25 protein-coding genes and 3 riboswitches are annotated in these 25,308 nt (G+C 54.7%); of the genes, 14 read left to right on the top strand and 11 right to left on the bottom strand.

Translation table 11 applies throughout. From position 1 onward, the window contains the following. The 7 genes from AC0LWM_RS02250 to eutC all read left to right on the top strand — a co-directional run bounded on the left by AC0LWM_RS02250 (window position 1) and on the right by eutC (window position 5,786). Entirely contained in the window at window positions 1-888 is an 888-nt protein-coding gene (locus AC0LWM_RS02250) for a hypothetical protein (protein ID WP_474673269.1), read from the top strand. A gap of 6 nt (window positions 889-894) precedes the next feature. Then, window positions 895-1,173 carry a EutN/CcmL family microcompartment protein gene (locus AC0LWM_RS02245; RefSeq protein ID WP_474673268.1) on the top strand — a complete coding sequence of 93 codons (279 nt, stop codon included), beginning with the start codon at window positions 895-897 and terminating at the stop codon, window positions 1,171-1,173. A gap of 2 nt (window positions 1,174-1,175) precedes the next feature. After that, window positions 1,176-1,517: an ethanolamine utilization microcompartment protein EutS gene (gene eutS, locus AC0LWM_RS02240; protein WP_474673267.1), complete on the top strand. Its 342-nt coding sequence runs from the start codon at window positions 1,176-1,178 to the stop codon at window positions 1,515-1,517. Window positions 1,518-1,520: 3 nt separating this feature from the next. Then, window positions 1,521-1,967 (top strand): EutP/PduV family microcompartment system protein, encoded by a 447-nt coding sequence (locus AC0LWM_RS02235; RefSeq protein ID WP_474673266.1) that lies wholly within the window; start codon window positions 1,521-1,523, stop codon window positions 1,965-1,967. 4 nt (window positions 1,968-1,971) lie between these two features. Then, entirely contained in the window at window positions 1,972-3,453 is a 1,482-nt protein-coding gene (locus AC0LWM_RS02230) for an ethanolamine ammonia-lyase reactivating factor EutA (RefSeq protein ID WP_474673265.1), read from the top strand. 15 nt (window positions 3,454-3,468) lie between these two features. Next, complete coding sequence (locus AC0LWM_RS02225; protein WP_474673264.1) at window positions 3,469-4,833, top strand: ethanolamine ammonia-lyase subunit EutB; 1,365 nt, start codon at window positions 3,469-3,471, stop codon at window positions 4,831-4,833. A gap of 62 nt (window positions 4,834-4,895) precedes the next feature. Next, window positions 4,896-5,786: an ethanolamine ammonia-lyase subunit EutC gene (gene eutC / locus AC0LWM_RS02220; RefSeq protein WP_474673263.1), complete on the top strand. Its 891-nt coding sequence runs from the start codon at window positions 4,896-4,898 to the stop codon at window positions 5,784-5,786. Window positions 5,787-5,875: 89 nt separating this feature from the next. Here the strand turns inward: eutC and AC0LWM_RS02215 are convergent, their stop codons facing one another. The 4 genes from AC0LWM_RS02215 to AC0LWM_RS02200 all read right to left on the bottom strand — a co-directional run bounded on the left by AC0LWM_RS02215 (window position 5,876) and on the right by AC0LWM_RS02200 (window position 9,264). Then, window positions 5,876-6,661, bottom strand: a complete 786-nt coding sequence (locus AC0LWM_RS02215) for a pentapeptide repeat-containing protein (RefSeq protein ID WP_474673262.1) — start codon at window positions 6,659-6,661, stop codon at window positions 5,876-5,878. Between the two features lies 1 nt (window position 6,662). Continuing rightward, window positions 6,663-7,004, bottom strand: a complete 342-nt coding sequence (locus AC0LWM_RS02210) for a PadR family transcriptional regulator (RefSeq protein ID WP_474673261.1) — start codon at window positions 7,002-7,004, stop codon at window positions 6,663-6,665. Window positions 7,005-7,127: 123 nt separating this feature from the next. Next, window positions 7,128-7,571, bottom strand: a complete 444-nt coding sequence (locus tag AC0LWM_RS02205) for a hypothetical protein (RefSeq protein ID WP_474673260.1) — start codon at window positions 7,569-7,571, stop codon at window positions 7,128-7,130. Between the two features lie 121 nt (window positions 7,572-7,692). Beyond that, entirely contained in the window at window positions 7,693-9,264 is a 1,572-nt protein-coding gene (locus AC0LWM_RS02200) for a glutamate synthase-related protein (RefSeq protein WP_474673259.1), read from the bottom strand. A 151-nt stretch (window positions 9,265-9,415) separates the two neighbouring features. Here AC0LWM_RS02200 and AC0LWM_RS02195 point away from each other — a divergent pair, with 151 nt between their 5' ends. The 3 genes from AC0LWM_RS02195 to pyrE all read left to right on the top strand — a co-directional run bounded on the left by AC0LWM_RS02195 (window position 9,416) and on the right by pyrE (window position 12,134). After that, on the top strand, window positions 9,416-9,685 hold the full coding sequence (locus AC0LWM_RS02195; RefSeq protein WP_474673258.1) for a hypothetical protein: 270 nt from the start codon (window positions 9,416-9,418) through the stop codon (window positions 9,683-9,685). A gap of 124 nt (window positions 9,686-9,809) precedes the next feature. Beyond that, window positions 9,810-11,468, top strand: coding sequence for a PucR family transcriptional regulator (locus tag AC0LWM_RS02190; RefSeq protein WP_474673257.1), 1,659 nt, complete (start codon window positions 9,810-9,812; stop codon window positions 11,466-11,468). Between the two features lie 138 nt (window positions 11,469-11,606). Beyond that, window positions 11,607-12,134: an orotate phosphoribosyltransferase gene (gene pyrE / locus AC0LWM_RS02185; protein ID WP_474673256.1), complete on the top strand. Its 528-nt coding sequence runs from the start codon at window positions 11,607-11,609 to the stop codon at window positions 12,132-12,134. A gap of 91 nt (window positions 12,135-12,225) precedes the next feature. On the opposite strand, the gene gcvPB is transcribed toward pyrE, so the two are convergent. Genes gcvPB through gcvT form a run of 3 tightly spaced genes read right to left on the bottom strand, consistent with a single transcriptional unit; the run spans window position 12,226 to window position 16,255 of the window. Next, entirely contained in the window at window positions 12,226-13,764 is a 1,539-nt protein-coding gene (gcvPB, locus tag AC0LWM_RS02180; RefSeq protein ID WP_474673255.1) for an aminomethyl-transferring glycine dehydrogenase subunit GcvPB, read from the bottom strand. Beyond that, complete coding sequence (gene gcvPA / locus AC0LWM_RS02175; protein ID WP_474673254.1) at window positions 13,761-15,113, bottom strand: aminomethyl-transferring glycine dehydrogenase subunit GcvPA; 1,353 nt, start codon at window positions 15,111-15,113, stop codon at window positions 13,761-13,763. Before gcvPA ends, gcvPB begins: the two co-directional genes overlap by 4 nt. A gap of 38 nt (window positions 15,114-15,151) precedes the next feature. Further along, the gene (gene gcvT / locus AC0LWM_RS02170) at window positions 15,152-16,255 is read right to left on the bottom strand and encodes a glycine cleavage system aminomethyltransferase GcvT (protein WP_474673253.1); all 1,104 of its coding nucleotides are present in this window, start codon (window positions 16,253-16,255) and stop codon (window positions 15,152-15,154) included. Window positions 16,256-16,343: 88 nt separating this feature from the next. Continuing rightward, a riboswitch (glycine riboswitch) is annotated at window positions 16,344-16,432 on the bottom strand. A 3-nt stretch (window positions 16,433-16,435) separates the two neighbouring features. After that, a riboswitch (glycine riboswitch) is annotated at window positions 16,436-16,534 on the bottom strand. A gap of 169 nt (window positions 16,535-16,703) precedes the next feature. Then, window positions 16,704-16,812, top strand: a riboswitch (glycine riboswitch). A 244-nt stretch (window positions 16,813-17,056) separates the two neighbouring features. On the opposite strand from gcvT, the gene gcvH reads away from it, so the two are divergent. From gcvH to AC0LWM_RS02150, 4 genes are read left to right on the top strand one after another with little or no spacing between them, the layout of a single operon-like run. Continuing rightward, a complete protein-coding gene (gene gcvH / locus AC0LWM_RS02165) occupies window positions 17,057-17,449 on the top strand; it encodes a glycine cleavage system protein GcvH (RefSeq protein WP_474673252.1) in 393 nt (130 codons plus the stop codon). Between the two features lie 45 nt (window positions 17,450-17,494). Next, window positions 17,495-18,169, top strand: a complete 675-nt coding sequence (gene sdaAB / locus AC0LWM_RS02160; RefSeq protein ID WP_474673251.1) for an L-serine ammonia-lyase, iron-sulfur-dependent subunit beta — start codon at window positions 17,495-17,497, stop codon at window positions 18,167-18,169. 6 nt (window positions 18,170-18,175) lie between these two features. Further along, window positions 18,176-19,054, top strand: a complete 879-nt coding sequence (gene sdaAA, locus AC0LWM_RS02155; protein ID WP_474673250.1) for an L-serine ammonia-lyase, iron-sulfur-dependent, subunit alpha — start codon at window positions 18,176-18,178, stop codon at window positions 19,052-19,054. A gap of 51 nt (window positions 19,055-19,105) precedes the next feature. Then, window positions 19,106-19,948, top strand: a complete 843-nt coding sequence (locus AC0LWM_RS02150; protein WP_474673249.1) for a lipoate--protein ligase family protein — start codon at window positions 19,106-19,108, stop codon at window positions 19,946-19,948. Between the two features lie 45 nt (window positions 19,949-19,993). Here the strand turns inward: AC0LWM_RS02150 and AC0LWM_RS02145 are convergent, their stop codons facing one another. The 4 genes from AC0LWM_RS02145 to AC0LWM_RS02130 are packed head-to-tail and all read right to left on the bottom strand — an operon-like array spanning window position 19,994 to window position 25,049. Continuing rightward, window positions 19,994-21,136: a YheC/YheD family endospore coat-associated protein gene (locus AC0LWM_RS02145; protein WP_474673248.1), complete on the bottom strand. Its 1,143-nt coding sequence runs from the start codon at window positions 21,134-21,136 to the stop codon at window positions 19,994-19,996. Then, the gene (locus AC0LWM_RS02140) at window positions 21,137-22,513 is read right to left on the bottom strand and encodes a YheC/YheD family endospore coat-associated protein (RefSeq protein ID WP_474673247.1); all 1,377 of its coding nucleotides are present in this window, start codon (window positions 22,511-22,513) and stop codon (window positions 21,137-21,139) included. 7 nt (window positions 22,514-22,520) lie between these two features. Further along, the gene (locus tag AC0LWM_RS02135) at window positions 22,521-23,636 is read right to left on the bottom strand and encodes a YheC/YheD family endospore coat-associated protein (protein WP_474673246.1); all 1,116 of its coding nucleotides are present in this window, start codon (window positions 23,634-23,636) and stop codon (window positions 22,521-22,523) included. Window positions 23,637-23,681: 45 nt separating this feature from the next. Continuing rightward, a complete protein-coding gene (locus tag AC0LWM_RS02130) occupies window positions 23,682-25,049 on the bottom strand; it encodes a YheC/YheD family endospore coat-associated protein (RefSeq protein ID WP_474673245.1) in 1,368 nt (455 codons plus the stop codon). Window positions 25,050-25,308 lie beyond the last annotated feature (259 nt).

The raw sequence follows: 25,308 nt of genomic DNA, 5'->3' as shown, positions 1-25,308 counted from the left end.
ATGGATGTGAAGCAGCTGGTCGAAACGATCGTCAGGGAGCTTTTGGAGCAATCGCCGCTTGCGGCCGGCGTCCCTGCGCAGAAACGTCCGAAAGCGCTGTTTATTTTTTGCGACAGCAAGGCGCATGAGGCGTTTGCCGATCATTTTATATACCTTGGCAATCATGGCGTTGACTTTGACCTGTTGTTTCTGGATGGGGAGACGTCGGCATGGCTTGGCTTGCACCAAATCGAAGCGAGCGGCGTCACCGGCAAAGTCATTGCGGCCGACGAATACGCGCCGGCTCCGCTGGAGCTGCCGAAGGACTACGACGCCGTTATTGTGCCGGAGATCGATCTGGACAATGCGGCGCGCATTGCGGCAGGCTTGAAGGGTACGGTCAAGGCGGAGATCGTGTTCGCCGCGCTCGTATTGGACAAAGTCGTCATTATGGGCGAAGATGTCGCTGGGTTGAAACGGGCGGATCGCCGCACATTGAAGGCGCTGGAATTGCCGAAGCCTTATCGCGCCAAGTTTGCCGCGTATATTGAAGAGTTGAAAGAGCTCGGCATTCATTTTGTGCTGCAGAAACGGTTGGCCGAACAGGCGGTGGTGCTGTTGAAAGGCGAAGCCGGTCAAGGTGCAGCACGAGTTGCGCTGCATGACGGCGAGCGTGCGGCAAATGAGGGTGGCGCAGCGAAGGAAAGTGCTGCGGGGAGTACGGCGGGGCGTACAAGATCACGCGGAACGATTCGGTTCGAAGAAAAGCTGCTGTCCGCGGATTGGGTAAACGCAAGCGGCGTTCGCGAAGGCGAAACGGTCGTGATCCCGGCTCGCTCCGTCGTATCTCCGCTCGCTTACGATATGTTGAAGGAACGGCGCGTTTCCGTTCATTACGAAACGGAGTGATGGGCGATGTTTTTGGGCAAAGTGATCGGAAGCGTCTGGGCAACGCAAAAGGAAAAGGGCATGGAGCAGCTGAAGCTGATGATCGTGCAGCCGATCGACTGGAAGGATGCGGAGAGCGGCAATACGGTTATTGCCGCCGACCGGATCGGCGCGGGCGTCGGGGAGAAGGTCATCGTTTCGCGCGGTAATCCGGCAAGGATCTTGTTCGGCAGCCAGAATGCCCCGATCGACGCGGTCATCGTTGGGATCGTCGATTCGTTTGAAATACCGGAAGGGGAGGGGTAAACGTGGAGCAGGAGAAACAAAGGGTCATTCAGGAATACGTCCCCGGCAAGCAAGTTACGCTGTCTCACCTGATCGCGAACCCGGACCCCGTTCTTTACGGGAAGCTTGGGCTTGAGGAAGCGGGAGCGATCGGCATTATGACGCTGACGCCGACGGAAACGTCGATCATCGCGGCGGATATCGCCACGAAAGCGGCCGATGTCGGCATCGGATATTTGGACCGGTTCACGGGATCGTTAGTCATTACCGGGGAAGTTGCGGCGGTGGAGATGGCGATGGAGGCGGTCAATACATTTCTGCAAGAGAAATTGCTATTTACGCCTGCAATGATTACGAGGTCTTAGCCGATGAAAAAAAGGGTGATGCTGATCGGCTCCGTCGGTGCGGGCAAATCTTCGTTAACGAAAGCGCTGCTTGAAGCGGAAGGTCCGGCAACGAAAACACAGGCTTTGACGTATGTCGATTGGATTATCGATACGCCGGGCGAGTATAGCGAGAATCCGCTCTTTTACCGTTCGCTCATGGCAACTTCGCTCGAGGCGAAGCTGCTTATGATCGTGCAGGATGCGACGCGGGAGCGCAATTTTTTCCCGCCGGGCTTTGCCGGCGGTTTTCCGATTAAGGCGGTTGGCGTCGTTACGAAGACGGACCACCCGCAAGCGAATCCGGAACGGGCGGAGAAGCTGCTGCGACAAGCGATTCCCGGGGCGGAAATTTGGCTGACATCGGCGCACGCAGGTACGGGAATCGACGCATTGCGCGCGCGATTGCTGGATTTGTTGAAGATGAGGTGATCGGATGGAGTGGTTCGTCAGCGTCGGCATCGATTTGGGCACCAGCACTACGAAGATGATCGTCAGCAGGCTGCGGCTGGCAAGGCAATCGAGCGCCTTCGGCTTGCCGCGTTACGAAATCGTCGAACGGAAGCTTGAATATGCGAGTCCGATCTACAGCACGCCGCTGAGCAGCGCCGACGAAATCGACACGGAGCAAGTGTCCCGCTGGCTTGACGAGCAATACCGCGCCGCTGGCATCCGTCTGTCCGACGTCAAGTCGGGCGCGGTGATCATCACGGGCGAAACGGCGACAAAGCGCAACGCGCAGCGGATCGTCCACCTGCTCGCGGAGAAAGCCGGCGATTTCGTCGTGGCGACGGCCGGCGCCGATCTGGAGGCGCTGCTTGCCGCCAAAGGCGCGGGCGCCGAGGAGCGAAGCCGCCATGTACAAGGCATCGTCGCCAACATCGACATTGGCGGCGGCACGGCGAACACGGCTATGTTCCAGCGCGGCAAGCTGGTCGGTTCCGTGACGTTCCACGTCGGCGGCCGATTGATCCGGCTGAACCCGGACGGCGAGCTCGCTGCGATTTCGGAGACGCTCCGGCCGTGGCTGCGGGCAAGCGGCTACATGCTGGAGGCGGGACAGCGCATCGGCTTCGAGACGCTGCGCAAGCTGTCGTCCGAGCTGAACCGCAGCATGCTGCGGCTGCTGACCGGAACGGGCGACGCGGAGGAGCAAGCGCTAGACCGGCTGCTCGTTGTCAGCTCGCCGTCCGCGGCGGACTTCCTGCAATCGGCGCGGCTCGGGGCCGCCGTCGTGGAGATCACCGTGTCGGGCGGGATCGGCAAGCTGATGATCGGCCCTTCTCCGACATCGATGGAGGCTGTCGCTCGGTACGGCGATTTTGGGCCGCTGCTGGCTCATACGCTCCGGGAGGAGCTTGGCCGCCATCCGTTCCGTACGGAAGTGCCGGAGCAGACCGAACGGGCGACTGTCATCGGCGCGGGCATGCAAAGCGTCGAAATTAGCGGCGCGACGATTCATCTCGGCAATACGCCGCTGCCGCTGCGCAATGTGCCGATCTTGAAGCTGGAGCTGACCGAAAGTTTGCTGGACGACGCCGTTTCGCTTAGCGCCGCGGTGGCGCGATCCATCGAATCCGGCCGGGCGCTGTACGACGGCGCGGCGGACCCGCCGTTCGCCTTAAGCCTAGACGGCCTTAAGCATGTCTCTTACGCAGGCTTGCAGCGTTTGGCCGATGCTTTAAGCGAGTCGTACCGGCAGCAGCTGGCAGACAGTCGCACATTGGTCGTCGTCTGCACGAACGACATGGCGAAGGCGCTTGGCCAAACGCTGGAGCTGCGCTGCCAAGGCCGCCCGAATGTGCTGTGCATCGATCAGGTTCGCGTGGAGCACGGCGACTATATCGACGTCGGCGAGCCGATATCCGGCGCGATGGTGCCGGTTGTCGTGAAGACGCTCGCTTTTATACGCAATTAGAGTGGAGGTGAACCCGTGCAACTGAAAACAACGCTGCTCGGCAACACATACCAGTTTGGCGATCTCAAAGAAGTGATGGCGAAGGCGAACGAGGAAAAGTCGGGCGACCAATTGGCCGGCATTGCGGCAGCGGATGCCAAGGAACGGATCGCGGCCAAAATGGTGCTAGCCGATATTACGCTGGGCGACATTCGGAACAACCCGCTGCTGCCGCCGGAACAGGACGAAATTTCGCGCGTGATCGAGGAATCGGTGAATGAGAAAATATTTGCCGAAATCCGCAATTGGACCGTGGCGGAGCTCCGCGAATATATTTTGAGCCATGCGGCGGGCGACCGCGAACTGAAACGGATCAGCCGGGGGCTGACGAGCGAAATGATCGCCGCTTCGGCCAAGCTGATGAGCAACCTGGATCTCATCCAGGCGGCGAACAAGATCGAAATCATCACGAATTGCAACATCGCGATCGGGCAGAAGGGCGTCCTGTCCGGACGGGCGCAGCCGAATCATCCGGCGGACCATTTGCAAGGCATCCGCGCCTCGTTGTACGAGGCCTTATCGTATGGCATCGGCGACGCGGTCATCGGCATCAATCCGGTCATCGATACGACGGACAGCGTGAAGAACATTTTGCAAATGACCAAAGAAATTATGGACAAATGGCAGATCCCGACCCAAAACTGCGTGCTCGCTCACGTTACGACGCAAATGCGGGCGATTCGCCAAGGCGGTCCCGCCGACCTGATCTTCCAAAGCTTGGCCGGATCGGAAGCGGGCAACCAAGCGTTCGGCATCGATGTCGCTTTGCTTGACGAAGCGGATGAATTGATCCGTAGAGAAGGGACGGGAACGGGACCGAATCTGTGGTACTTTGAGACCGGACAAGGCTCGGAGTTGTCGGCGGAAGCCCACCACGGCATTGACCAATTAACGATGGAGGCTCGCTGTTACGGGCTCGCGAAGAAATATAAGCCGTTTATCGTCAATACGGTCGTTGGCTTCATCGGACCGGAATATTTGTACGACAGCCGCCAGGTGATCCGGGCAGGGCTCGAGGACCATTACATGGGCAAAATGCACGGCTTGCCGATGGGCGTCGACGTTTGCTACACGAACCATATGAAGGCCGACCAGAACGATATGGACAACTTGGCTGTGCTGCTGTCGGCTGCGGGCGTCAATTTCATCATCGGCGTGGCAATGGCGGATGATTGCATGCTGAACTACCAATCGACGAGCTACCACGATATCGCGACGCTGCGCGAAACGATGGGGCGGCGACCGGCGCCGGATTTCGAACGGTGGCTGGAGAAGATGGGCATTATGCAGAACGGCAAATTGACCGCGCTGGCGGGCGATCCTTCGATTTTTATGGTTTAGGCATTATCTAAGCATTATCATTCGAAAAATCATTCGAAAAATAAGCGAGGTGAACATGCACAATGTCCAATTCGCACGATATTAACGCGCTGGTCGATCATGTGATGGCCGAGCTGCAGTCCCGGCTTCGCAAAGGGGCGGAGCCGTCCCGTGGTGCCGGGCAGAGCGGAGGAGCGGGCGAAAGCTCCGATGTGAGCCACAATGCTTCATACAACGAACCTAGTCACCCGGTTTCGCTTATTCCGAACCCGAAATGGAAGGAAGGCGTCGACGAGCTGCTGACTTCAACGCCTGCGCGGATCGCGGTATGGAGGGCGGGTACCCGGCCGCTGACCTCATCGATGCTGAAGTTTCGGGCCGATCACGCGGCAGCCGTGGATGCGGTATACGGGGAAGTCAGCAAATCGCTGCTGGAGGAGTTTTCTTTGTTTTCGGTCGAGACTTGCTACGAAAACAAGGAAGTTTATTTGAAACGTCCGGATCAGGGGCGCAGAATTACCGAAGAAGGCGTCAAGCTGATCCGCGAAAAATGCGTCCTGCGCCCGCAAGTGCAAATCGTCGTGTCGGATGGGCTTAGCGCCAACGCGATCGAAGCGAATTTGCGCGACGTGTATCCGGCCTTGCTGGATTCCTTGCGCGCGAACGGGCTCAGCTGGGGGACGACCTTCTTTGTTAAAGGCGGCCGTGTCGCCTGTATGGACCATATCGGCGAACTGCTGCAGCCGGAAGTGTTCGTGCTGCTGATCGGGGAACGGCCCGGGCTCGTTTCTTCCAACTCGATGAGCGCTTATATGTGCTACCGTCCCAAAATCGCCATGGTGGAGTCGGAGCGTACCGTGCTGTCGAACATCCATCGCGGCGGCTCGCAGCCGATCGAAGCGGGCGCGCATATCGGCACGATTTTGAAAAAAATGATCGAACAGCAGGCGAGCGGGGTTAAGCTGGTCATATGAGCGCATACAGAAACAGAAACAATAGGCAGGCGTTTGACGATACCATCAAGCGACCTGCCCTTATTTTTACATTTCTAAATCATTCAGACTCACTTCCCGCTCCGTCCGTACGCCTCCAATAACTCCTCAACCGGAATTCCGTTAATCCGAAGCCCATCGATCCGGCAGTCCCGTATATCCACATCGGACAAGTCACAATTCACGATAGCGCTGCCGCTCATATTCACGTTTTCCATCCGCCAAGGTTCGTACTCCTCCGGCTGGAGCAGCCAGCTGTCTTGAAGTGACGAGCCTTGGATTGTAAGGCCGGACAAGTTGCAGCGGACAAACTGGGTTCCGGCCAAATCGCAGCGATCGACGAGACTTCCTTTGAAATCATTTTCCGAAAATCGGATCGGCACCGTATGACCGCCCAAATCATGAAGGACCGCGCCGTTCATCTGGCTGAACCCGATGGACAGGCCGTCCAGATCCATGTGCCGCAGCGACAGGTTGGTCATGCCGCCATGATGTATGCGCATCCCGTTCAGGCCGCTGTCGAATATTTCGGCGCCTTCAAGGTTCACGTCACGCATCACGATCGCCCGCATATCGGAGCCTTCGATCTTGGCTTCGCGATAGTCGGCTTGCATGATCGTTTTCCGGGAATAATCCCGCGGATTGAATCGCTCCACAAGCTCGCGCAAATCCAACTGTCCGCCGAAACGATCGATCGCCTGCGTCACGCATGCCGATTGCGGCAATCCGGTAGCTGCCGCAATTTCCTGAACCGATTCCAGCAGATGGCGCTTCAGCTCCTGCTTGGTCTCTTCCAATTCTTTCGACGGCACCGCTTGCCGAAACAGCGATTCGATGTACCCCTCAATGGTCTGCATCTTAATCATCCTCCCGATGAATAAACGTATCCATAATTGATTTTACGAGCGCCCATTCCTTGCATTTTTGCCCATAGTGGGCCTCCCCGGCCTGCGTCATCCGATAATACTTGCGCCGTCCGCCGCCGCTTCCTTCGTCATCCCCCCAGAACGACTCGATCATCCCTTGCTGCTCCAGCCGTTTTAACGCCAAATACATCGTGCCTTCCTTCAGCTCGAACGTCCCGCCGCTTCGGTCGCGCGTCGACTTTGCCAATTCGTAGCCGTACATCGGGGATTCGAAGAGGAGTGACAGCAGGATCGTATCGATATGTCCCTTCAATACTTCCTTGTTGATTTCCAAGATGAACCACCTCTTGTTGATAATATATAACAGATTACTCTATAATGCAATGTACTTTTCAAAATAAAAAAGAACCGTGCACATACTCCACAGTTCTTCTCATAAATACTTCAAGTTCACGCCCTATATTTTCAAACTGACCACAAATATGACGGCAAAAATGACAACGATAAAGCTCGTCATCGTGGTCAAATAAGCGGACAAATTGACGGATTGAGCCTGGATCGCGGACAGCTTTTTCTTCAATTTGCCGCTCATGATGGCCGTCAGCACTAGAGCCAGAATAATGATCGTGCCGCCGCCTTTTTCCATAATCTCCAGCCATAGAGGCTTTTCGCCCTTGCCTAAGCCCATTTCGATGAGCATGAACACGCCGCTGATCAACACGATGAGCGAAGAAGGATAAACGAGCCAGCTGAAGGCACGTACGACTTTTTTGGCCAATTGGCGGGTTTCCGGCGAGCCTAGCTGTTTTTTGAGTATCGTCAGCATGACGACTATGGCGAATAAGGTGCCCAGCCAAAATATTAAACCTGCGAAATGCAAAAATAGCATAAATCCGAACATTTCATGTTCCTCCTTGAGTACGTCGTTAGCTTCGACCTAACTATAGGACACGAATATGAACGGAGGATGAACGATTCATTACAAAGGAGCTTCAAGATCAAGTATAACGGTATCGTACCTACTAACTCGGCTCCGGATAAGGAAATAAATCGACGACCCGAATGCTTTGCCCCTTTTCATTCGTAAAAACAACATGCTCCCTCCTTAATTCACGAGGAGACAGCAAGCCGCAGGCGGCCGTCAGCGAAAACAAGCCTTCCCGCAGCTGCAAAATATAGTTCATGACTCGCCATTGCTTCTCTTCGGGCGCAAGCGCCTCTTGATATTTGGAATCCGTCGTCGTGATGCCGGTCGGGCATTTGCCGGTGTGGCACTGCATCGCCATGATGCAGCCGTTCGCCATCATGAAGCCGCGCGCCGAATTGACGCAGTCCGCTCCGAGCGCCAGCGCGATCGCGACTTTATCGGGGGTGACGAGCTTGCCGGAGGCGAAAATTTTGAAACGGTCGCGTACGCCGAACTTTCTTGCCGTATCGTCGAGAATAAGCAACGCGGCGAATAAAGGCAGCCCCATGCCGTCCGCCATTGCCCTGAAGGTTGCGCCGGAGCCGCCTTCGGAGCCGTCAACCGTGATGAAATCGGGATAAATATCGAGCGCAAGCATCGCCTGAAAAAACGGGTTGAGCCGCTCCGGATCGCCGACGACGATTTTGACGCCTACAGGCTTGCCGCCTTCCTCTTGCAAGGTGCGAATAAAACGAAGCGCCTCTTCCGGACTCGTCAAAAATTCGAACCGATTCGGTGAATTCACCGTTTTGCCGACGGGCACCAAGCGGGCTTTGGCGACGGGTTCCGTAACCTTGGTGCCTTCAAGATGACCGCCGCGAATTTTGGCTCCCTGATGGAATTTGAGCTCAAAAGCTTTGATGTTGGGGATCATGGCTTTTTTCTTGTACTCTTCGATGGAAAAATGGCCCGTGTCGTCACGAAAGCCGAACAGGCCGGGCCCGATTTGAGAAATGACATCAACGCCTGTGGCAAGATGGATGTCCGCAACGCCGCCTTCGCCCGTATTGATCCACGACCCGCGGGCCATCAGCGCACCGCTTCCGGTCGATTGGATGTAATGCTCGCCGACAGCGCCGAACGAAGTTGCGGAAGCGCCGAACATGCCTTTCAACCGCCACGGATGCTTGCGGTTTTCGCCTACGACAATGACATCGTCATCATGAAGCAGCCAAGGCTTGACTTGCTCATCAATAAATTTTTCGCGCCTCGTAAACAGCGTTTCATTGGTGATGACATATCGTTTGCCAGGCAATAGCGGTTCATTGTCCACCCTAAGCTCGCTCGTCAATTTCGGGAACATGGCGTTGGATAAATAAAATCCGGGCTTCTCGAAATCGCGCCTGCCACCGAAGGAAATGAGGTCCGACCTGTACTTCGCCGCAAAAACGAGTGCGATAAATTCGTCGCGGGAGAACGGTCTTCCTTCCGTGTCGCTGTCGAACCAATATTGGCGTAGCTCCGGTCCTATCTTTTCCAGTAAATAGCGCATCCACCCGAGGTAAGGGTGCGAGCGGATGATCGAGTGCTTCGGATTTTTGGATAAGGTGCGCAAATACCCGAGCAGGGCGATCGGTGGCAATACAATAATAAGGATTAGGATAACGAGCAAAGTCGTATTTACCATGACATCCATTCCTCCCGGAATTTGTTGTGCAGATGAAACACGAATAGCTTACCGCCAATATCCAAAATTATTCTTTTTATATACGCAACATTACTTCAAATATGAACGTCTGGATAAATAATACAGCATTATAAAAAGGGGGATGTGTCGTTTGTTAAGAAAGATCAGTTACTACATACTGTTGGTTGTTTTGCTGTTGACGGTTTCCACTGTTCTGAGTGCCGCATCCAATCAAACCGGGCCGGATGCATTGACGGAAAAGCAAAAAGAAGAGATCAAAGCTCTCGTCGACCAGGAGTTCCAAGCAAAGAAAGAGCAGCTGAAAAAAGAGATCCTGGAAGAGTTGGGCAAAATTCAGGAAAGACCGAAGGTTTCCCCGGCGCCGAACGTTCCCGATCCGCAATTGAAGCTTTTAAAATAAAATTAGTGACAGCGGCATGTCGGAGCTTAGTTCGCTCCAGACTGTCGTTTTTGTTTTATACGCCGTCTTTCATATAGTATGATGAAGAGTAACTGGAACGAATTGCTGCAGAAGAGAATTCAAAGTGGGGGTTACCGTCAGAGATGCAATGGAAATCGGAGGACTCGTTCATTGCAAAGTTGTTGCGGGAGAGGCTGGACTCGACAGGACAATCGATTCCATCACCGTGATGGAAGTGCCTGATATTGCTCAATGGCTGCAGGGCAATGTCATGCTGCTCTCCAGCTTGTATCCGATCAAAGACGACGAGGAAGCGATCGGCAAGCTGGTGCAGCAGCTGGAGGCGGCAGGCAGCTCCGCATTAGCGATCAAGACAGAGCAATATACCATCCATATTCCCGAAATTATCATCCAAGAAGGGAATCGGCTCCATTTTCCGATCATTGAAATCAAAAACGAAGTTACTTATTTGGACATCATGACGCCGCTGATGGAACGGATTCTGAACGAACGGGATACCGGCAAAGAGCGGTTGGAATCGTTCTTTCAATGGATGACGGAATTGGCGATGCGGGGGAAGGGGCTCTCCGCGCTGATCGAGGCATTGGAGCATCTGACGGACAATAAGGTAACGGTAGGGTCCGACATTCCTTCTCTGGATATGAACAAAGGCATGGACATCGTCCCCTTGGATCATGCCCGGAAATACGATTTAAAGGTCGCCAAACGCCCGATTCGGATGAATCGGCTGCTAGACGGGACGGTGACTCCTTGCATCGTTACTCCCATCATGCTGAACGATGAATTTTTGGGAGATGTTACATGCTGGTTTACTCATAGAGCGCCGCTCGAACAAGATTTTTATGTGTTTGACCGTTCGATGCCGCTGTTTGCGCTGGAGTTTTCCAAAATCATAACCAGGGTCGATGTGGAACAAACCTTCAAGGATCATGTTTTGGCCGATGTTCTTCTAGGACGGGTTCAAGATAGGGAAGATACGATTGAGAGAGGAAAGCGATTTGGCTGGGATTTGACAAAAAACTATGAAGTGCTTTGTATCCTTGCATCAGACCGAGCTCTTGAAAACCAAAGCAATGGGGAGCAAACGCAGTGGAGTCCGGAGCGAAAAATAAAGCTGTTGCAGCAAGTCAACTCCTTGTTCCGATTCGATAACTATAAAGTCCTTGTTACGGAACTAAAAGGAATGATCATAGTGCTCATCCCTCGTGAAAAAGGCGATTCACAGCCGCATCCGCATCGAAACGGGCTCTATGAGAAGAGTGCAAGGGATACGGCTCAAACCGTGAGACAGCATTTTATTCAAAACTTTGAGGATCTGGTCTTTACGGTAGGGATCGGACGATTCCACGAAGGACTTGACGGAATTCGCAAAGGATATGCCGAAGCCCTACAGGCGATTAAGCTTGGAAAGCCGATTGGCCGAAGCGGGTATGTCCACTATGACGATTTAGGCATTTTTCGGTTATTGGGCCAGTTCCACGACCGGAAAGAGCTTGAGAACCTTTATTCGGAGACTGTCGGCAAGCTTGCCGAATACGATTCGGTCCATCAGGGAAATCTTCTAATCACGTTGCAACACTATTTTGCGAAAAACTGTTCATTGTCCGAAACGGCGGAGGCATTGTACATTCATGTCAATACGCTGAAATATCGTCTTCAAAAAATAGAGCAGCTCACAGGCTTAACCGTACATGATGCCGAAGATCGGCTTTTATTGCACATCGGATTAAAAATAAATCAATTGATGCAGTCCGAAGCCTAATTGGCAGTAGCGGAACCGACAAAAATCGGTTCTTTTTTTTGTCCTAAGCGACATACACCCGTTAGCAGCTTTGTTGGTATGATGCTTGTAATGCAGTGGACATAGTGAAATTAGGATAAAACAAGGGAGATGAGAAAATTGACGGATAACGATCTTTTAGCCAAAGCCATCTATGAAACCGCCCATTTGTCGGGGACGTTCAAATTACGGTCGGGGCAAATGTCGGAACACTATTTTGACAAATATTTATTCGAATCCGATCCTGCGTTGCTTGCCGAGATCACCCGGAAACTTAGAAAGATAATTCCTGTAGGCACCGAGATTTTGGCTGGATTAGAAATGGGAGGCATTCCGATTGCAACGGCATTATCGCTGGCATCAGGGATTCCGGTCGTGTTTGTCAGGAAGAAAGCCAAGGAATACGGTACGTCCAAGCTGGCAGAAGGAACGAGCATTCAGGGGAAACGGGTCTGCATCATAGAGGATGTTGTAACGACAGGGGGGCAAATTATTTTAAGCGCCAAGGACCTTAAGGAATGCGGGGCGATTGTCGAATCCGTACTGTGCGTCATTGAAAGAGATCCGGAAAGCCGAAGCAAACTTGAACAAGAAGGGCTAAAACTAACAGCTCTATTTCAAATGAAAGATTTGGTTGCGACAAGGTAAGCAATGCAGCATGCTCCCGAGTTAAAAAATAACGGCAGTCTAGAACTTGATGTTCTAGCTGCCGTTTCTTTATGAATCGTGAATCGGGCAATTAACCGCAAGTACAATTCAACACCGGCTTACGCGCCGCTTGCGTCTCATCGAGTCGGCGCACGGCCGTCGTATACGGCGCATTCAGCAGCAGCTCCGGATTCGTCTCCGCTTCTTGTGCAATCACGATCATCTTGTCGATGAACGCGTCCAGCGTTTCTTTGCTTTCCGTTTCGGTCGGCTCGATCATAATGCATTCTTCCACATTGAGCGGGAAGTAGATCGTCGGCGGGTGATAGCCAAAATCGAGCAAACGTTTCGCAACGTCCAGCGTACGGACGCCGTACTGCTTCAAGCGGGAGCCGGACATGACAAACTCGTGCTTGCAGACGCGCTCGAACGGCACATCGTAATACGGCGCCAGCCGCCGCATCATGTAGTTGGCGTTCAGCACGGCGAACTCGGACACTTTGCGCAGCCCTTCCGGTCCGTAAGTCCGAATGTACGTATAAGCGCGGACGAGAATGCCGAAGTTGCCGTAAAATGCTTTGACGCGGCCGATCGATTGCGGCTTGTCGTAGTCCCAGTAATACGATCCGTCCGCCGCGCGTTCGACGGTTGGCTTCGGCAGGAACGGCACGAGCTTGCTCTTGACGCCGACCGGACCCGCGCCGGGACCGCCGCCGCCGTGCGGGGTGCTCATCGTCTTATGCAGGTTCAAGTGCACGACGTCGAAGCCCATATCGCCCGGGCGGGTAATGCCCATAATCGCATTGGAGTTCGCGCCGTCGTAGTATAGCAGCCCGCCGGCTTCATGCACGATTGCGGCGATTTCGACGATTTGCTCCTCGAACAAGCCAAGCGTGTTCGGGTTCGTCAGCATAAGCGCCGCCGTATCGCCGCCGACCGCGGCCCGCAGCGCGTCCAGATCGACCAGGCCGCGGCTGTCCGACTTGATCGTGATCGTCTCGAAGCCCGCGACGGATGCGCTGGCCGGGTTCGTGCCGTGCGAGGAGTCGGGCACGATGACCTTCGTCCGATGCTCGCCGCGGCTTTCGTGGTACGCGCGGATCATCATCAGCCCGGTCCATTCCCCATGCGCGCCGGCGGCCGGCTGAAGCGTGACGCGGTCCATGCCCGTAATCGCGGCCAGGTCCTGCTGCAGCGTGTACATCAGCTCCAAAGCGCCTTGGATCGAAGATTCCGGCTGGTATGGGTGAATTTTCGCAAACCCCGGGAAGCGTGCGACATCCTCGTTAATTTTCGGATTGTATTTCATCGTGCACGATCCAAGCGGGTAAAAGCCGTTGTCGATGCCGAAATTGCGGCGAGACAACGCGGTATAGTGGCGAATGACGTCGACCTCGTATACTTCGGGCAGTTCGGCAGGCTTCTCGCGAAGCATGGAGGCCGGAATCAGCTCCGTGAGTTCCGTTTGCGGCACGTCGCATTCCGGCAGCGCATAACCGACGCGTCCCGGCTTGCTCAACTCGAAGATGAGCGCTTTGTCGTGCTTAACCGTATCCGTTGCCGGAGCTGCATTTGCGCCTGCCCCTGCGGCGGCCGCGTTTGTTTGCTGCTCTGTTGTCGTTTCACTCATACGAGCGCCTCCAATCTTTGGGCGAATGACTCGATGTCCGCTTTCGTTCTCCGCTCGGTGACGGCAATCAGCACATGGCCCTGCAGTTCGGGATAAGCGCCGCCGAGATCATAACCCCCGATATAGCCGTCTTCCAGCAGTTTTTCATTGAGCTCATGAACGGATACGCCATCCGGCAGCTTCACGACGAATTCGTTGAAGAACGGCGCGTTAAACGCCAGCTTCGCCCCGGGGATGCGTCCGATCACATCGGCAGCGTAATGCGCCTTTTGCACGTTCAAGCCGGCTACCTCTTGAATGCCCGCTTTCCCCATCGTGGACAAATAGACGGATGCGCACAGCGCGAGCAGGGCCTGGTTCGAGCAAATGTTGGACGTCGCTTTCTCGCGGCGGATATGCTGCTCCCGCGCTTGCAGAGTCAGCACGAAGCCGCGTTTGCCGTCGCGGTCGACGGTTTGCCCGACGATCCGGCCCGGCATTTTGCGAATCCACGGCTCGGCGACGGCGAAGAAACCGCATGTCGGACCGCCTAGCGAGGAAGGTATGCCGAACGGCTGCGCGTCGCCAACGACGATGTCCGCACCAAGCTTGCCCGGCGCTTCCAGCAGCCCAAGCGAAAGCGGGTTCGTGCCTACGACGAACAGCCCTTTCACCGCATGAACGATCGGTTCGATGGCGCGCAAATCCTCGATGCAGCCGAAGAAGTTCGGCGATTGCACGATGACCGCCGCGGTCCGGTCCGAAACGGCTGCGCGAAGCGCATCGAGGTCGGTCACGCCGTTCGCGTACCCGATTTCGACGACGTCCAGGTTCAGGCCGCGCGCCGTCGTCCGCAATATTTCGCGCGCTTCCGGGTGAACGGTAGCGGCAACGACAAGCTGTTTGCGCTTAGTCGCTCCGCTGGCCAAAGCTCCGGCTTCCGCAAGTGCGGTAGCGCCGTCGTACATGCTGGCATTGGCGGCGGCCATGCCGGTCAGCTCGCAAATGTACGATTGGAATTCGAATATCGCCTGCAGCTCGCCTTGGCTGATTTCGGGCTGGTACGGCGTATAAGCGGTATAAAATTCGGACCGCGAAATGACGTGGTTAATGACGACAGGCAGATGGTGGTCATAAATGCCTGCGCCAAGAAAGCTGACATACGAATCCAGGTCGGCGTTTTTGCCGGCTAGCCTGCGCGTATGGTTGAGCAAGCTCATTTCGTCGAGCGCTTCGGATACGTCAAGCGTTCCTTGGTAACGAACGGACTGCGGAATATCGACAAAAAGCTCTTCCATCGATTGAATGCCGATCTGCTGCATCATCTCGGCCTGATCTAGATCGGTCATCGGCAAGTAGCGGTGCTTCAACGGTTCCATCTCCTCGCAATTTCTCGTTAATTGTATTTTTAAGCTCGCTCTCTTTTATAAAACGGCGCCCGAACGACTTCCGCCTTCAGCAGCTTGTCGCGAATTTCGACATATACCTCGGTGCCAAGCTCGGCGTATTTCGCGTCGATCAAAGCAAGACCCAGATTGCGCTTAAGCGTCGGCGATTGCGTGCCGGTTGTCACCTCGCCGATGACGCGGCCGTCCGCATGCACCTTGTAATGGGAGCGGGGAATTCCGCGATCGATCATCTCGATGCCGACAAGCTTGCGCGCGAGGCCGCGCTGTTTCTGCTCCGCCAGCGCTTCGCGGCCGATAAAATCGCCTTTGTCCAGCTTCACGAAGTAACCGACGCCCGCTTCCAGCGGCGAAATCGATGCTGACAGCTCCTGGCCGTACAACGGCAGCTTTGCCTCAAAGCGCAGCGTATCCCGCGCCCCAAGTCCGGCCGGCACAAGTCCATTCGGCTCTCCGGCTTCAAGCAGCCCTTGCCACACGGCGGGTGCATCTTCGGAGGCGACATACAGCTCGAAGCCGTCTTCGCCGGTATAGCCGGTGCGCGAAACGAGCGCTTTGACGCCGCACACCGTTGCGTCGGCGAGGAAGCAGAAGCTTCCAAGCTCCGCGACCGGAGCATCCGTCACGCGCGACAAAATCGCCGCGGCCCGCGGCCCTTGCAGAGCTAGCAAAGCCGTCGTATCGGACCGATTGTCGAGCTGCACGTCGCCGATCAAATGCTCGTTCATCCAGGCGAGGTCCTTGTCGATATTCGATGCGTTGATGACAAGCATATACTGGTCGGCCGTCAGCTTGTAGACGAGCAGGTCGTCCACAACGCCGCCATCAGGGTAACACATCAGGCTGTACTGCGCCTGCCCGTCCCGCAGCTTCGTGACGTCGTTCGTCGTCAGGCGCTGGATGTAAGCTTCGGCGAATTGGCCAGTAACGTACACCTCGCCCATGTGGGAAACGTCGAACAAGCCTGCTTGCGTGCGGACGGCTTCATGCTCTTTCTGAATGCCGCTGAATTGGACGGGCAGCTCCCAGCCGCCGAAGTCGATGCAGCGGGCGCCTTCAAAAGCGGAATAGAGCGAATGGAGCGGTGTTCTTTTTAATTCGGACATCGGCTCACCTCGGATTGGTTAGGGTAGAAGACAACAAAAAAGGACACAATGAAAAACGAGGACATGCCATTAGCATACCCGTTTTTCACTCTGTCCCTTGTACCTGAGAGTTACCTTTCCGTCATTCGTCCTGACGGAAGTTTCCCCTTGGGCGACCCGGATGGGTTCTCTCCAGAGCTGCGTCCGGCAAAGGTCCTTTTGCCTGAGAGATTCCCCCTTGCGGGCTTACTCCTTCGGCGTCGCTTCCATGTTCGAAGCAATCTCTCCCATTGCCATCATCCACGTATCAGTTATTATATAAATTATTACACGAGCGCGAATAGCTTTGTCAATCTATTTTGGAAAACGTTTTATTTGGAAAAAGATTTGGCAAATCCGCTTGACATGACAAACCGCCGTCCATTACGCTAGAGGCAGCAAAATAAGAAAATGAATTCAATACGTGCGAATGACGATGCTGGGAGAGACCGGGCACTTGGTGCCGCGGCACCGAAGGAGCAAGTCGCCAACGGCTGATTGGCGATTAATCTCTCAGGTTCAAGTACCACCATCCGACGCAACTCTGGAGAGAGCGGAATGCCACCCAAGGTGTAAGTGCTGCTCATGCTTCATCATACGGCGTTAAACGGCGTGCGGTGCGGGTTTGAACACACTAAACTCTCAGGTAACAAGGACAGAGAAGAGGCGAATGAGCCTTTTTCTGTCCTTTTTTGCATGTAAACGCTTCTCTTGCTTATCAAATTCGTTTTTTCAGGGCATGGTAAGAATGAAAAATATGGAATCCGGGGGCGTGTTCACACGATGAGCGAAATCAAAGCAGGTTTGTTGTATAGCGAAGAGCATGAATGGACGGAGAAGCTGGAGTCCGGTGTCGTTCGAATCGGCATTTCCGATTACGCGCAGCATCAGCTCGGCGACATCGTATTCGTGGAGCTGCCGGAGGTGGGGACGACCGTTCAAGCGGGCGAAAGCCTCGGCACGATCGAATCCGTCAAGACGGTATCCGATCTTTATTCGCCGGTATCGGGCAAAATTACGAAGGTGAATGCGGTTCTAATCGATCAACCGGAGCTTGTGAACAACGAACCGTATGCCGGAGGCTGGATGCTCGAAATTCAATTGGCCGACGGCGCGGAAGACGAGCTGGCGAAGCTTCTTGACGTTGAACAATACCGGGAGTTTACCGAAAAATAATCCAGTCGCCACATCGGCAAGCTGCTGAAAGGAAGGTCGACCTCGATGCGCTTTAAAAACGTGTTTTCCATCATCGGCCCCGCGATGGTTGGTCCATCCAGCTCGCATACGGCGGGAGCCGTACGGATCGGCAGAGTCGCCCGGCAATTGCTGGAGGCACAGCCCGAACGCGCGCGAATTACGCTTTACGGTTCGTTTGCCGAAACTTATCAAGGCCACGGTACCGACCTGGCCCTCGTCGGCGGACTGCTCGATTACGATACGGACGACGCCCGCATTCGCACCTCGTTAACCGATGCGGAGGAGCTCGGGATCGAGATTGCTTTTGTGACGGGACACGGTACGTTTCCGCATCCCAATACGGCCAAGCTTCAGCTGTGGGGCGAAGGGAAGCAAGCCGAAGTTGTCGGGGCCTCAATCGGCGGCGGAAACATCCACATCCACGGCATGAACGGGTTCGACGTGAATTGCTCGGGTGAGTTTCCGACGCTTGTCATCGTCCATACCGATCATCCCGGCGTTCTCGCCGGCATTACGAAAATATTAAGCGAATCGAATACGAACATCGGATACATGGATGTGGACCGGAAAGGGAGAAGCGGCGAAGCGATGACCGTCGTCGAGACAGACTCGCCCGCTCTGCCGGATACCCGGGAACGAATATTGCAGCTGCCTTATATAAATCATGTTTCGGTTATTGATTTGACCAGAAAGGATTGAATTGCCATGCGATTTCGCACCTTGCGGGAGTTGGCTGATCTTTGTAATCAGGAGTCGAAATCGATCGGACGGCTCATGCTGGAGGAGCAGGTGAAGGAATCCGGGCAAGCCGAGGCCGAGGTTTTTCGGCAAATGGCCGATTATTACGGGATTATGAAGGAAGCGGTACGCAAAGGTTTAACGGAGAATACGACGTCCCGCAGCGGTTTGACCGGATTGGACGGACAACGCGTCGTTTCCTACATGGAGCAATCGGATTCTTCCGTCGGCGATGAAGCGTGCCGTGCAATGGCATATGCGCTGGCGGTATCGGAAGTTAACGCTTCAATGGGACGGATTATCGCAACGCCGACCGCCGGCTCCTGCGGCATCATTCCGGGCGTATTCGTCAGTGCCCAGGAACGGTTCGGCTGGGATGACGAGAAGCTCGTGTACGGTTTGTTCTGCGCCGGCGCGATCGGTTATGTGATCGCCAACAATTCGTTTATATCCGGCGCGGAAGGCGGCTGTCAGGCCGAGGTCGGCTCGGCGATCGGCATGGCGGCGGGAGCGATGGTGGAGCTGCGCGGAGGCACGGCGGAGCAGTCGATCCATGCGGTCGGGCTTGCTTTGAAAAATACGCTGGGGCTCATCTGCGATCCGGTAGGCGGGCTCGTCGAAATTCCATGCATCGTGCGCAACGGCTTCGGGGCCGTCAACGCGCTCGCCGCGGCGGACATGGCGCTTGCCGGCGTTCGCAGCGTCATCCCTTCCGACGAAGTCATCGACGTGATGCTGGAGGTTGGCACCGCTATGCCGAGCAAGCACCGGGAAACGGCCAAAGGCGGGCTCGCGCAAACGCCGACCGGACGCAAAATCATGCAGGATCTGCGCAAGCGCAAATAACAGACGAGCCACTCATTTTTTGGCGGCTGAGGGAGGAAGGGGAAAGGATACATGCGGCAATGGCGGTTATTGCAAACCGGCAACCGTCCTCCTGGCGACAATATGGCGATCGACGAGGCGATCGTGATTGCGCACAGCGAGGGACTCGCTAAGCCGACCATTCGGTTCTACGGCTGGAATCCGCCGTCGCTCAGCATCGGGTATTTTCAGAAAGCGGAGCGGGAGGTCGATTTCGAAGCGCTTGAAGCCGGCGGTATCGGCTTTGTGCGAAGGCCTACCGGCGGCCGCGCCGTGCTGCACGACCAGGAGCTGACGTACAGCGTGATCGTCTCGGAAGCGTATGAAGGGCTCCCGGGCAACATCACCGAATCCTACCGGTACTTTAGTCACGGCCTGATGTATGGGTTCCGCGAGCTTGGTTTGGACGCCGAGATGGTGAGCTGCAGCGTTACGGACAAGCAGCGCAAAAGCGCCGATACGGCTTCCGCCGCTTGCTTCGATTCGCCGTCCTGGTACGAGCTTGTCGTCGAAGGCCGCAAAATCGCCGGCAGCGCTCAGCAGCGTTCCAGAGGCGTTGTTTTGCAGCATGGATCGATCCTGCTCGACTTGGATATCGATTTGCTGTTCAACGTCCTTCGGTTCGGAAGCGATGGAGCCAGAGATCGTTTGAAAAAGGCTTTTGCCCAGAAGGCAGTAGCGGCAAACGATCTGCTGCGCGCCAAAGGGCTGAAGCCGATCGGCACGACCGACGCGGCTCAGGCGTTCCGATCCGGGTTTGCCGAAGCGCTCGGCATCGATTTGGTCGAGGAGCCGCTTACCCCATACGAAACTGAGCTTGCCGACCGGCTTGCGGAGGAGAAGTACAACACCGCCGCATGGAATATCCGTTTCTAGCGGAGGGCGGCGGCGGCTGAAAACAAGGGAGGGCTAGCCATAAGGCTAGCCCCCTTTATTTATCCGGTACGATTTGTTCATGATATTTCTGCCAAGAAACTGGCTGTATTGGAAAATCCGTTCGAGCGATTTTTTGCGGATATGCGGTTCGTCGAACTTCATCGGCTTCGCATTGGCTTCGAAGAACCATAGGCTGCCTCGCGTATCGATGCCAAGATCCATCGACATTTCCCCATGCGGGTGACCGGAGCCCTTCTCGATTTGCCTCGCGATGATCAGAGCGGCGTTTTTGGCGCGGGTAATAATTTTTTGCGCCATATCCGGTCCGAACGTGGAGGTGAGCAGCCGTTCGGGATCGTCGATCGTTCCGCCCCGCGGGACATGGGTCGTTATGCTGTCCTCGCCGGCGACCCGGGCGCCGATCCCGGTCAAATCCCATTGCCCTTTACTATTTTTTTGCACGAGCACCCGAAGATCGAACGGTCTCTGGTCGACATTCGACAGCTCGATGCCCTGCTGCACGATATATTCCTCTTCGCCGGTCAGGCTGCCGATTTTGTCCCACAGCTTCGAAATATTGGAGCATTTGTACGTTAAGCTTTTTTTCTTGTCTTGAATGCTGAGACGAAACGGCAGCGCCTTGAGCGGCACATATTTCAAGCGCATGATGCCCATCCCCGCCTTGCCCTTCTCCGGCTTCAGATACAAGAAGGGAAACTGCTTCAGGAGCCGGCTTAATTCGACCTGACTCGTCAGCTTGCGGGTTGCGGGAATGAACTTGCGCGTAGATTTCGATTTACGAAGCCATTCGAATAAAGTCCATTTGTTGAAAAATTCCGGGTTAAACAGTTTGATTTTCGGATGCTTCAAGCAATTTTCGATCGTTTGCTGTACGTAAGGCGTCAATTCATCTTCACGAGCCGGAATGCGGTTATAAACGATGTGCGGAAGCGGGAACCACTGCTTTTTCCACGTTTTGCTGTCAACGTCGTACGTAAAGCCAATCACACGATTCATCGTCAATTGCAGGTCTTTGGCCGTGACGATGTAAACTATAAACCCCATCTCCGTTCCCGTCTTGATGATATCGATAAAATTGCTGCGGTTTCCGCGAAAATGATGCTCGGCATCATCCACTGTCAAGATGGCGATGATCGGGCGTTCAGCTTCATTCAGCGTTGCTTCCACTCACTCCTCCCTCCTTGGATGAAATTTGCTCAAGTAGAGGCAATGATCGAAGATGTAGGAGAGCGACGCTTTGCCTTGCTCTTTTAAAGACGGGTGCTTGAAGATGGAACGGCCGGGTTTGGCGTTTGCTTCGAACATCCAAATTTTCTCGTTTCGGTCAATCCCGAGATCGAAGCCCAGCTCGCCCAGCAGGTGCGGATAATTCCGTTCAATCGATTCGGCGAGTTTGTGCGCCACCTGCTTCGCGTTGTCCAGCACTTCCTCCGCGCGATCGCCGAAAACGCGGGATAAGGCCTGCTCCGGCGTCAGCAGCTGCCCGCCGTTTTTAATATGCGTCGTAACGCTGCCTTTGCCGGCTTTCTTCGCGCCGATGGCGGCGACAACCCATTCGTTGTCCCCGTTCTTATGCATATGGAAGCGGAAGTCCAGCGGGCAGCCGTCGAGTTCCAGCAACCTGATTCCTTGCTGCACGACATAGCTTTTCAGCCGGCTCTTATGGTGCGCATGGAGCATTCGAATGAGGCTGTTGAATGAGGAAAAGCGCAGAAGCACGTTTTCGCCGTTTCGCCGGTAGCGGGCGAAGTAACCTTTTTTCGGATGATAGGTAAGCCGGTAGATGCCTTTGCCCAGGCTGCCTGCCGTCGGCTTCAAATATACGAACTGGTATTTGTCGAGCATTTCTTTTATTTTTTCCGGCGATGGTCCTGTCACGGACTCCGGAACGTATTGGAATGTTTCCGGTTCGGCTTCCAGCATGTTGTAGACATCGTTTTTGTTGAAGAACGTCCAGTTGAACAACGGAATTTTTCTGCGAACGAACCGTTCCTTCAGGCTTTCGATCGTTGCTGTTGTCTCCGCCTTGCGGCTAGGCAAGCGATTATAGATGACATCCGGCAGCGGGACGGTTTTGCGGAACCATCCTCCCGAATCCGATAAGAAATAACCGAGCACCGTTTCTTGCTGCCAGTTGATATCGCGCGGAGCGAAGGCGAAGTAGAATGCTTTGCGCGAGCCCTCCTTCAGCAGCTGCTTGATGAATGCGGTCTTCACCCCGAAGGGCTGGGAGGCGGAACGGGTCGCGGAGTCGCAAAGCACCCCGATCAGCGGACCGATTTGAAGCTCCTCGGGGTTCTGACTCATGGCGAATATGTTGCCTGACTTCGGCACCATAATGGAATTCCGGACGATGGAGGGAATGTACAGATGCTTGCCTTTCCGGTTGATCATCATCATCGAGGCTGTAATCGTTTCTTTGCCGAGCTTCAAATGGATGAGCTTTCGACTCGTTAACCGCAGTTGTTTTATGAGCGCTCGCGACGCGTAAACCACTTTGTCGGGCTGCTGTATGAAATGAACATTGCACTCCGTTAAGCTCATGATGATTTTAACCTCCTACAGGTTTTCCCGGACGATCTAGCAAAAAGCGGGCGAAACGGATCGGGTTTTCGATGGATTGCTTCCTTGCGGCTTCATTATCGGTGTAATCGAATACGGCGCGCCCGGGCTTGGAGTTCGCTTCGAGAAACCACACGTTGCCGCTCTGGTCGATGCCGAAATCTAGACCAAGCTCAGCCAGTCGGCCGTGTGACGCTTCGAGCTGCCGGGGTACGGTGGATGCGAGCTGATGAAGTGTCGATATAATCTCTTTGGCTGACCCGCCGAACTCGGCGGTTAAGAATGGCTCGACGCGTTCCGCCCGGCCGCCGCCATGCAAATTGGACGTGACGGATGTCGCATCACCGATTCGGACGGCCATGCCTGTCATTTGCCACTCGCCTTTTTCGTTTTTTTGCACGAGTGCGCGAATGTCGAACGGTTCGCCTTGCCGATTGCACAACAGCAAATATTGCTGAACCAAATAATTGCGATTGCCGATGAAACGGCGGACCCATGCGAGCATGGACTTGGATTCGTCGAACTGCAGCCGGATGATTCCGTTGCGGCTATTGCGGCCGCGAATTTCATAGCGCTCATCGTTTATTTTGACGATATGAATGGCTCCTTTGCCATGACTGCCCCCGTTTGGCTTCAGAAACACCGATCCGTGGCGTTTCAACCATGCAAGCAGCGCATTGGAGCCCGTATATCGCTCCGTTGCAGGCAATCGGCCCGACAGCTCCGCGTTTGCGCCGAGCGCTCGGTATACTTCGGCTTTGCCCTTCAACCCGCAACCGAGGAACGGGATGCCGCGCTTACGCATTTCGCCGATGGCTCTGCGATAAATGAACTGCTGCTCCTTGTTGGTGTAGAAGCATCTGTCATATACGAGCTGCGGGAGGGGGAAGGAGCGCTTCGTCCAGCAGCCGCTGCCGAAAGTGTAGCCTTCAACCGTTTGCGTAGTCCAATCGATCTGAAGCGGCGAAAATATGAATACGGTTAACCCGTTTTGATATCCGATCCGGCATAAGCGCCGGTAAAACGTCGTTTCCGAAAAAGGAACGGCCCCTTCCGTTTCGCAAGCCATAATCCCTACATGCTGCAACGACGGATGCTTTCGCATGGCGAATCACCCCAATCCTCTCGTTCCTCGAATCTTTCTCATGGTTCAAAAACCGGACAAAAAACGTGCATATTGAAGCAGTTGCCGAACCGAAGGTCGAATTTTTCCTTCTCCAATCGGTGTTGCATCATTTTTCGAAGGCTTGGAATTCACCTCGAGCAGCCATACCTTTCCTTGCTTATCGAGAGCGAGATCGATGCCCAGCTCGCCCAAGTGGCATGGGATTCGCGAATCGACGCTTCTTGCGATGTCGAGCGCAGCCTGATACAGCTTTGTATGTGCATCCGCCTTGGCACCCGGCGGCAGGACCGCTGCCGAGACGACATTCTGTACCGTGCTCAATGATCCGCCGCGCGCCAGATTCGAGACGAACTGCTGCGTATCGGCGATGCGAGCGACGATGGAGGTTACGCTCCAGACGCCGAGCCCGTTCTTTTGCGTTAACGCACGGAAATCAACAGGTCGGCCCTCGTTTTCGATCAGACTGATGCCTTGTTGAATTTGGTACTTGGTCGCACGAAGTTTCCCCGCCATGGACCCAAATAGCTTCATCACGTTAGGAAACGTCGTTTTGCGCACACCGTTTACGGTTGTTTTGAAGCAGCTGACCGTTCCGTCTGGATGGCGGGCAATACGGATGATGCCTTTGCCGAGGCTTCCGCGTATAGGCTTGAGGAAGATGACGGGGTGTCTGGCACACATCATTTTTAATTGCTTCAGTCCTGTGAACGGATACGATTCCGGCAAAAACGGCCGTACATTTTCGTCGTTCATGAGCCCTTGGAACACTTCGGTTTTGTTTAGAAACTTTTCGTTAAAAATGCTGCACTGGAAACGGGATTTCACGTCTTTCATAAAAAGTTGTACGCTAGGTTGATCTTCCAGAAGCCTGGATGTGAGCCTGTTGCTGATGACTTCAGGTACGGGCGAAGCGAGCTTGCGCCAGCTGCCGTCATAAATCCAGCCGTCAATCGTGTTATGATCCGCACTCCAGTTGTCGGGCGCAAAAACCGTAATATACGCCCCATGGGTATGGGCTGCGTCCGCCAGCTCTTGGCAGAAGGCCGTGATTGCACCAAACGGCTTGTCGGGAGATTCAGGTTCGATTCGGCTAATCAGAACGCCTATCGACGGCCCTAGCCTAATCGTTTGGATCTCCGGTTTGTAGTCGACCCGAAGCTGCATGCCCGGCAATAGTCCCATCCGCTGTGCAAGCGACGCTTGAAGGCGTAAACCATTGAACCGGGGAACGGATATGACACTTACCTGCTGCCGGAACGAACCGAAGCCAAGCCAAATTTTTCGATTCTCCGGAATTTTCAATAGCTTGACGCAGCGTTCGCCGAGAAGCAGCGAATCTTCCGCAAGCGAGCTGGAACGGACAACTTGAATCGGGACTTTCGACTTGGACATGGAGGATCTCCTTCCGAGCATCCACGCGGGTAGGTGCGTTGGGACGTTTACCCATCAAAAAAATGAACTACTTCATCATATGAGGACATATATCCCTTGGTGCTTGAAATCCGTGTGTCCACCGGGTTTCCGTGTAAATCCTTTACATGCTTGGAAGCGCTAAATGACTAGGGTACGGTAAGGGTTAGCGAAGCGGACAATAAACGGAAAAATTAGGCGGCAGCGGAGCGAGATTCGTATAATAGTCACCTTCCGTACG

The organism is Paenibacillus sp. sgz302148 (assembly GCF_056120465.1).
This window is presented reverse-complemented; position numbering and strand designations above follow the sequence as displayed.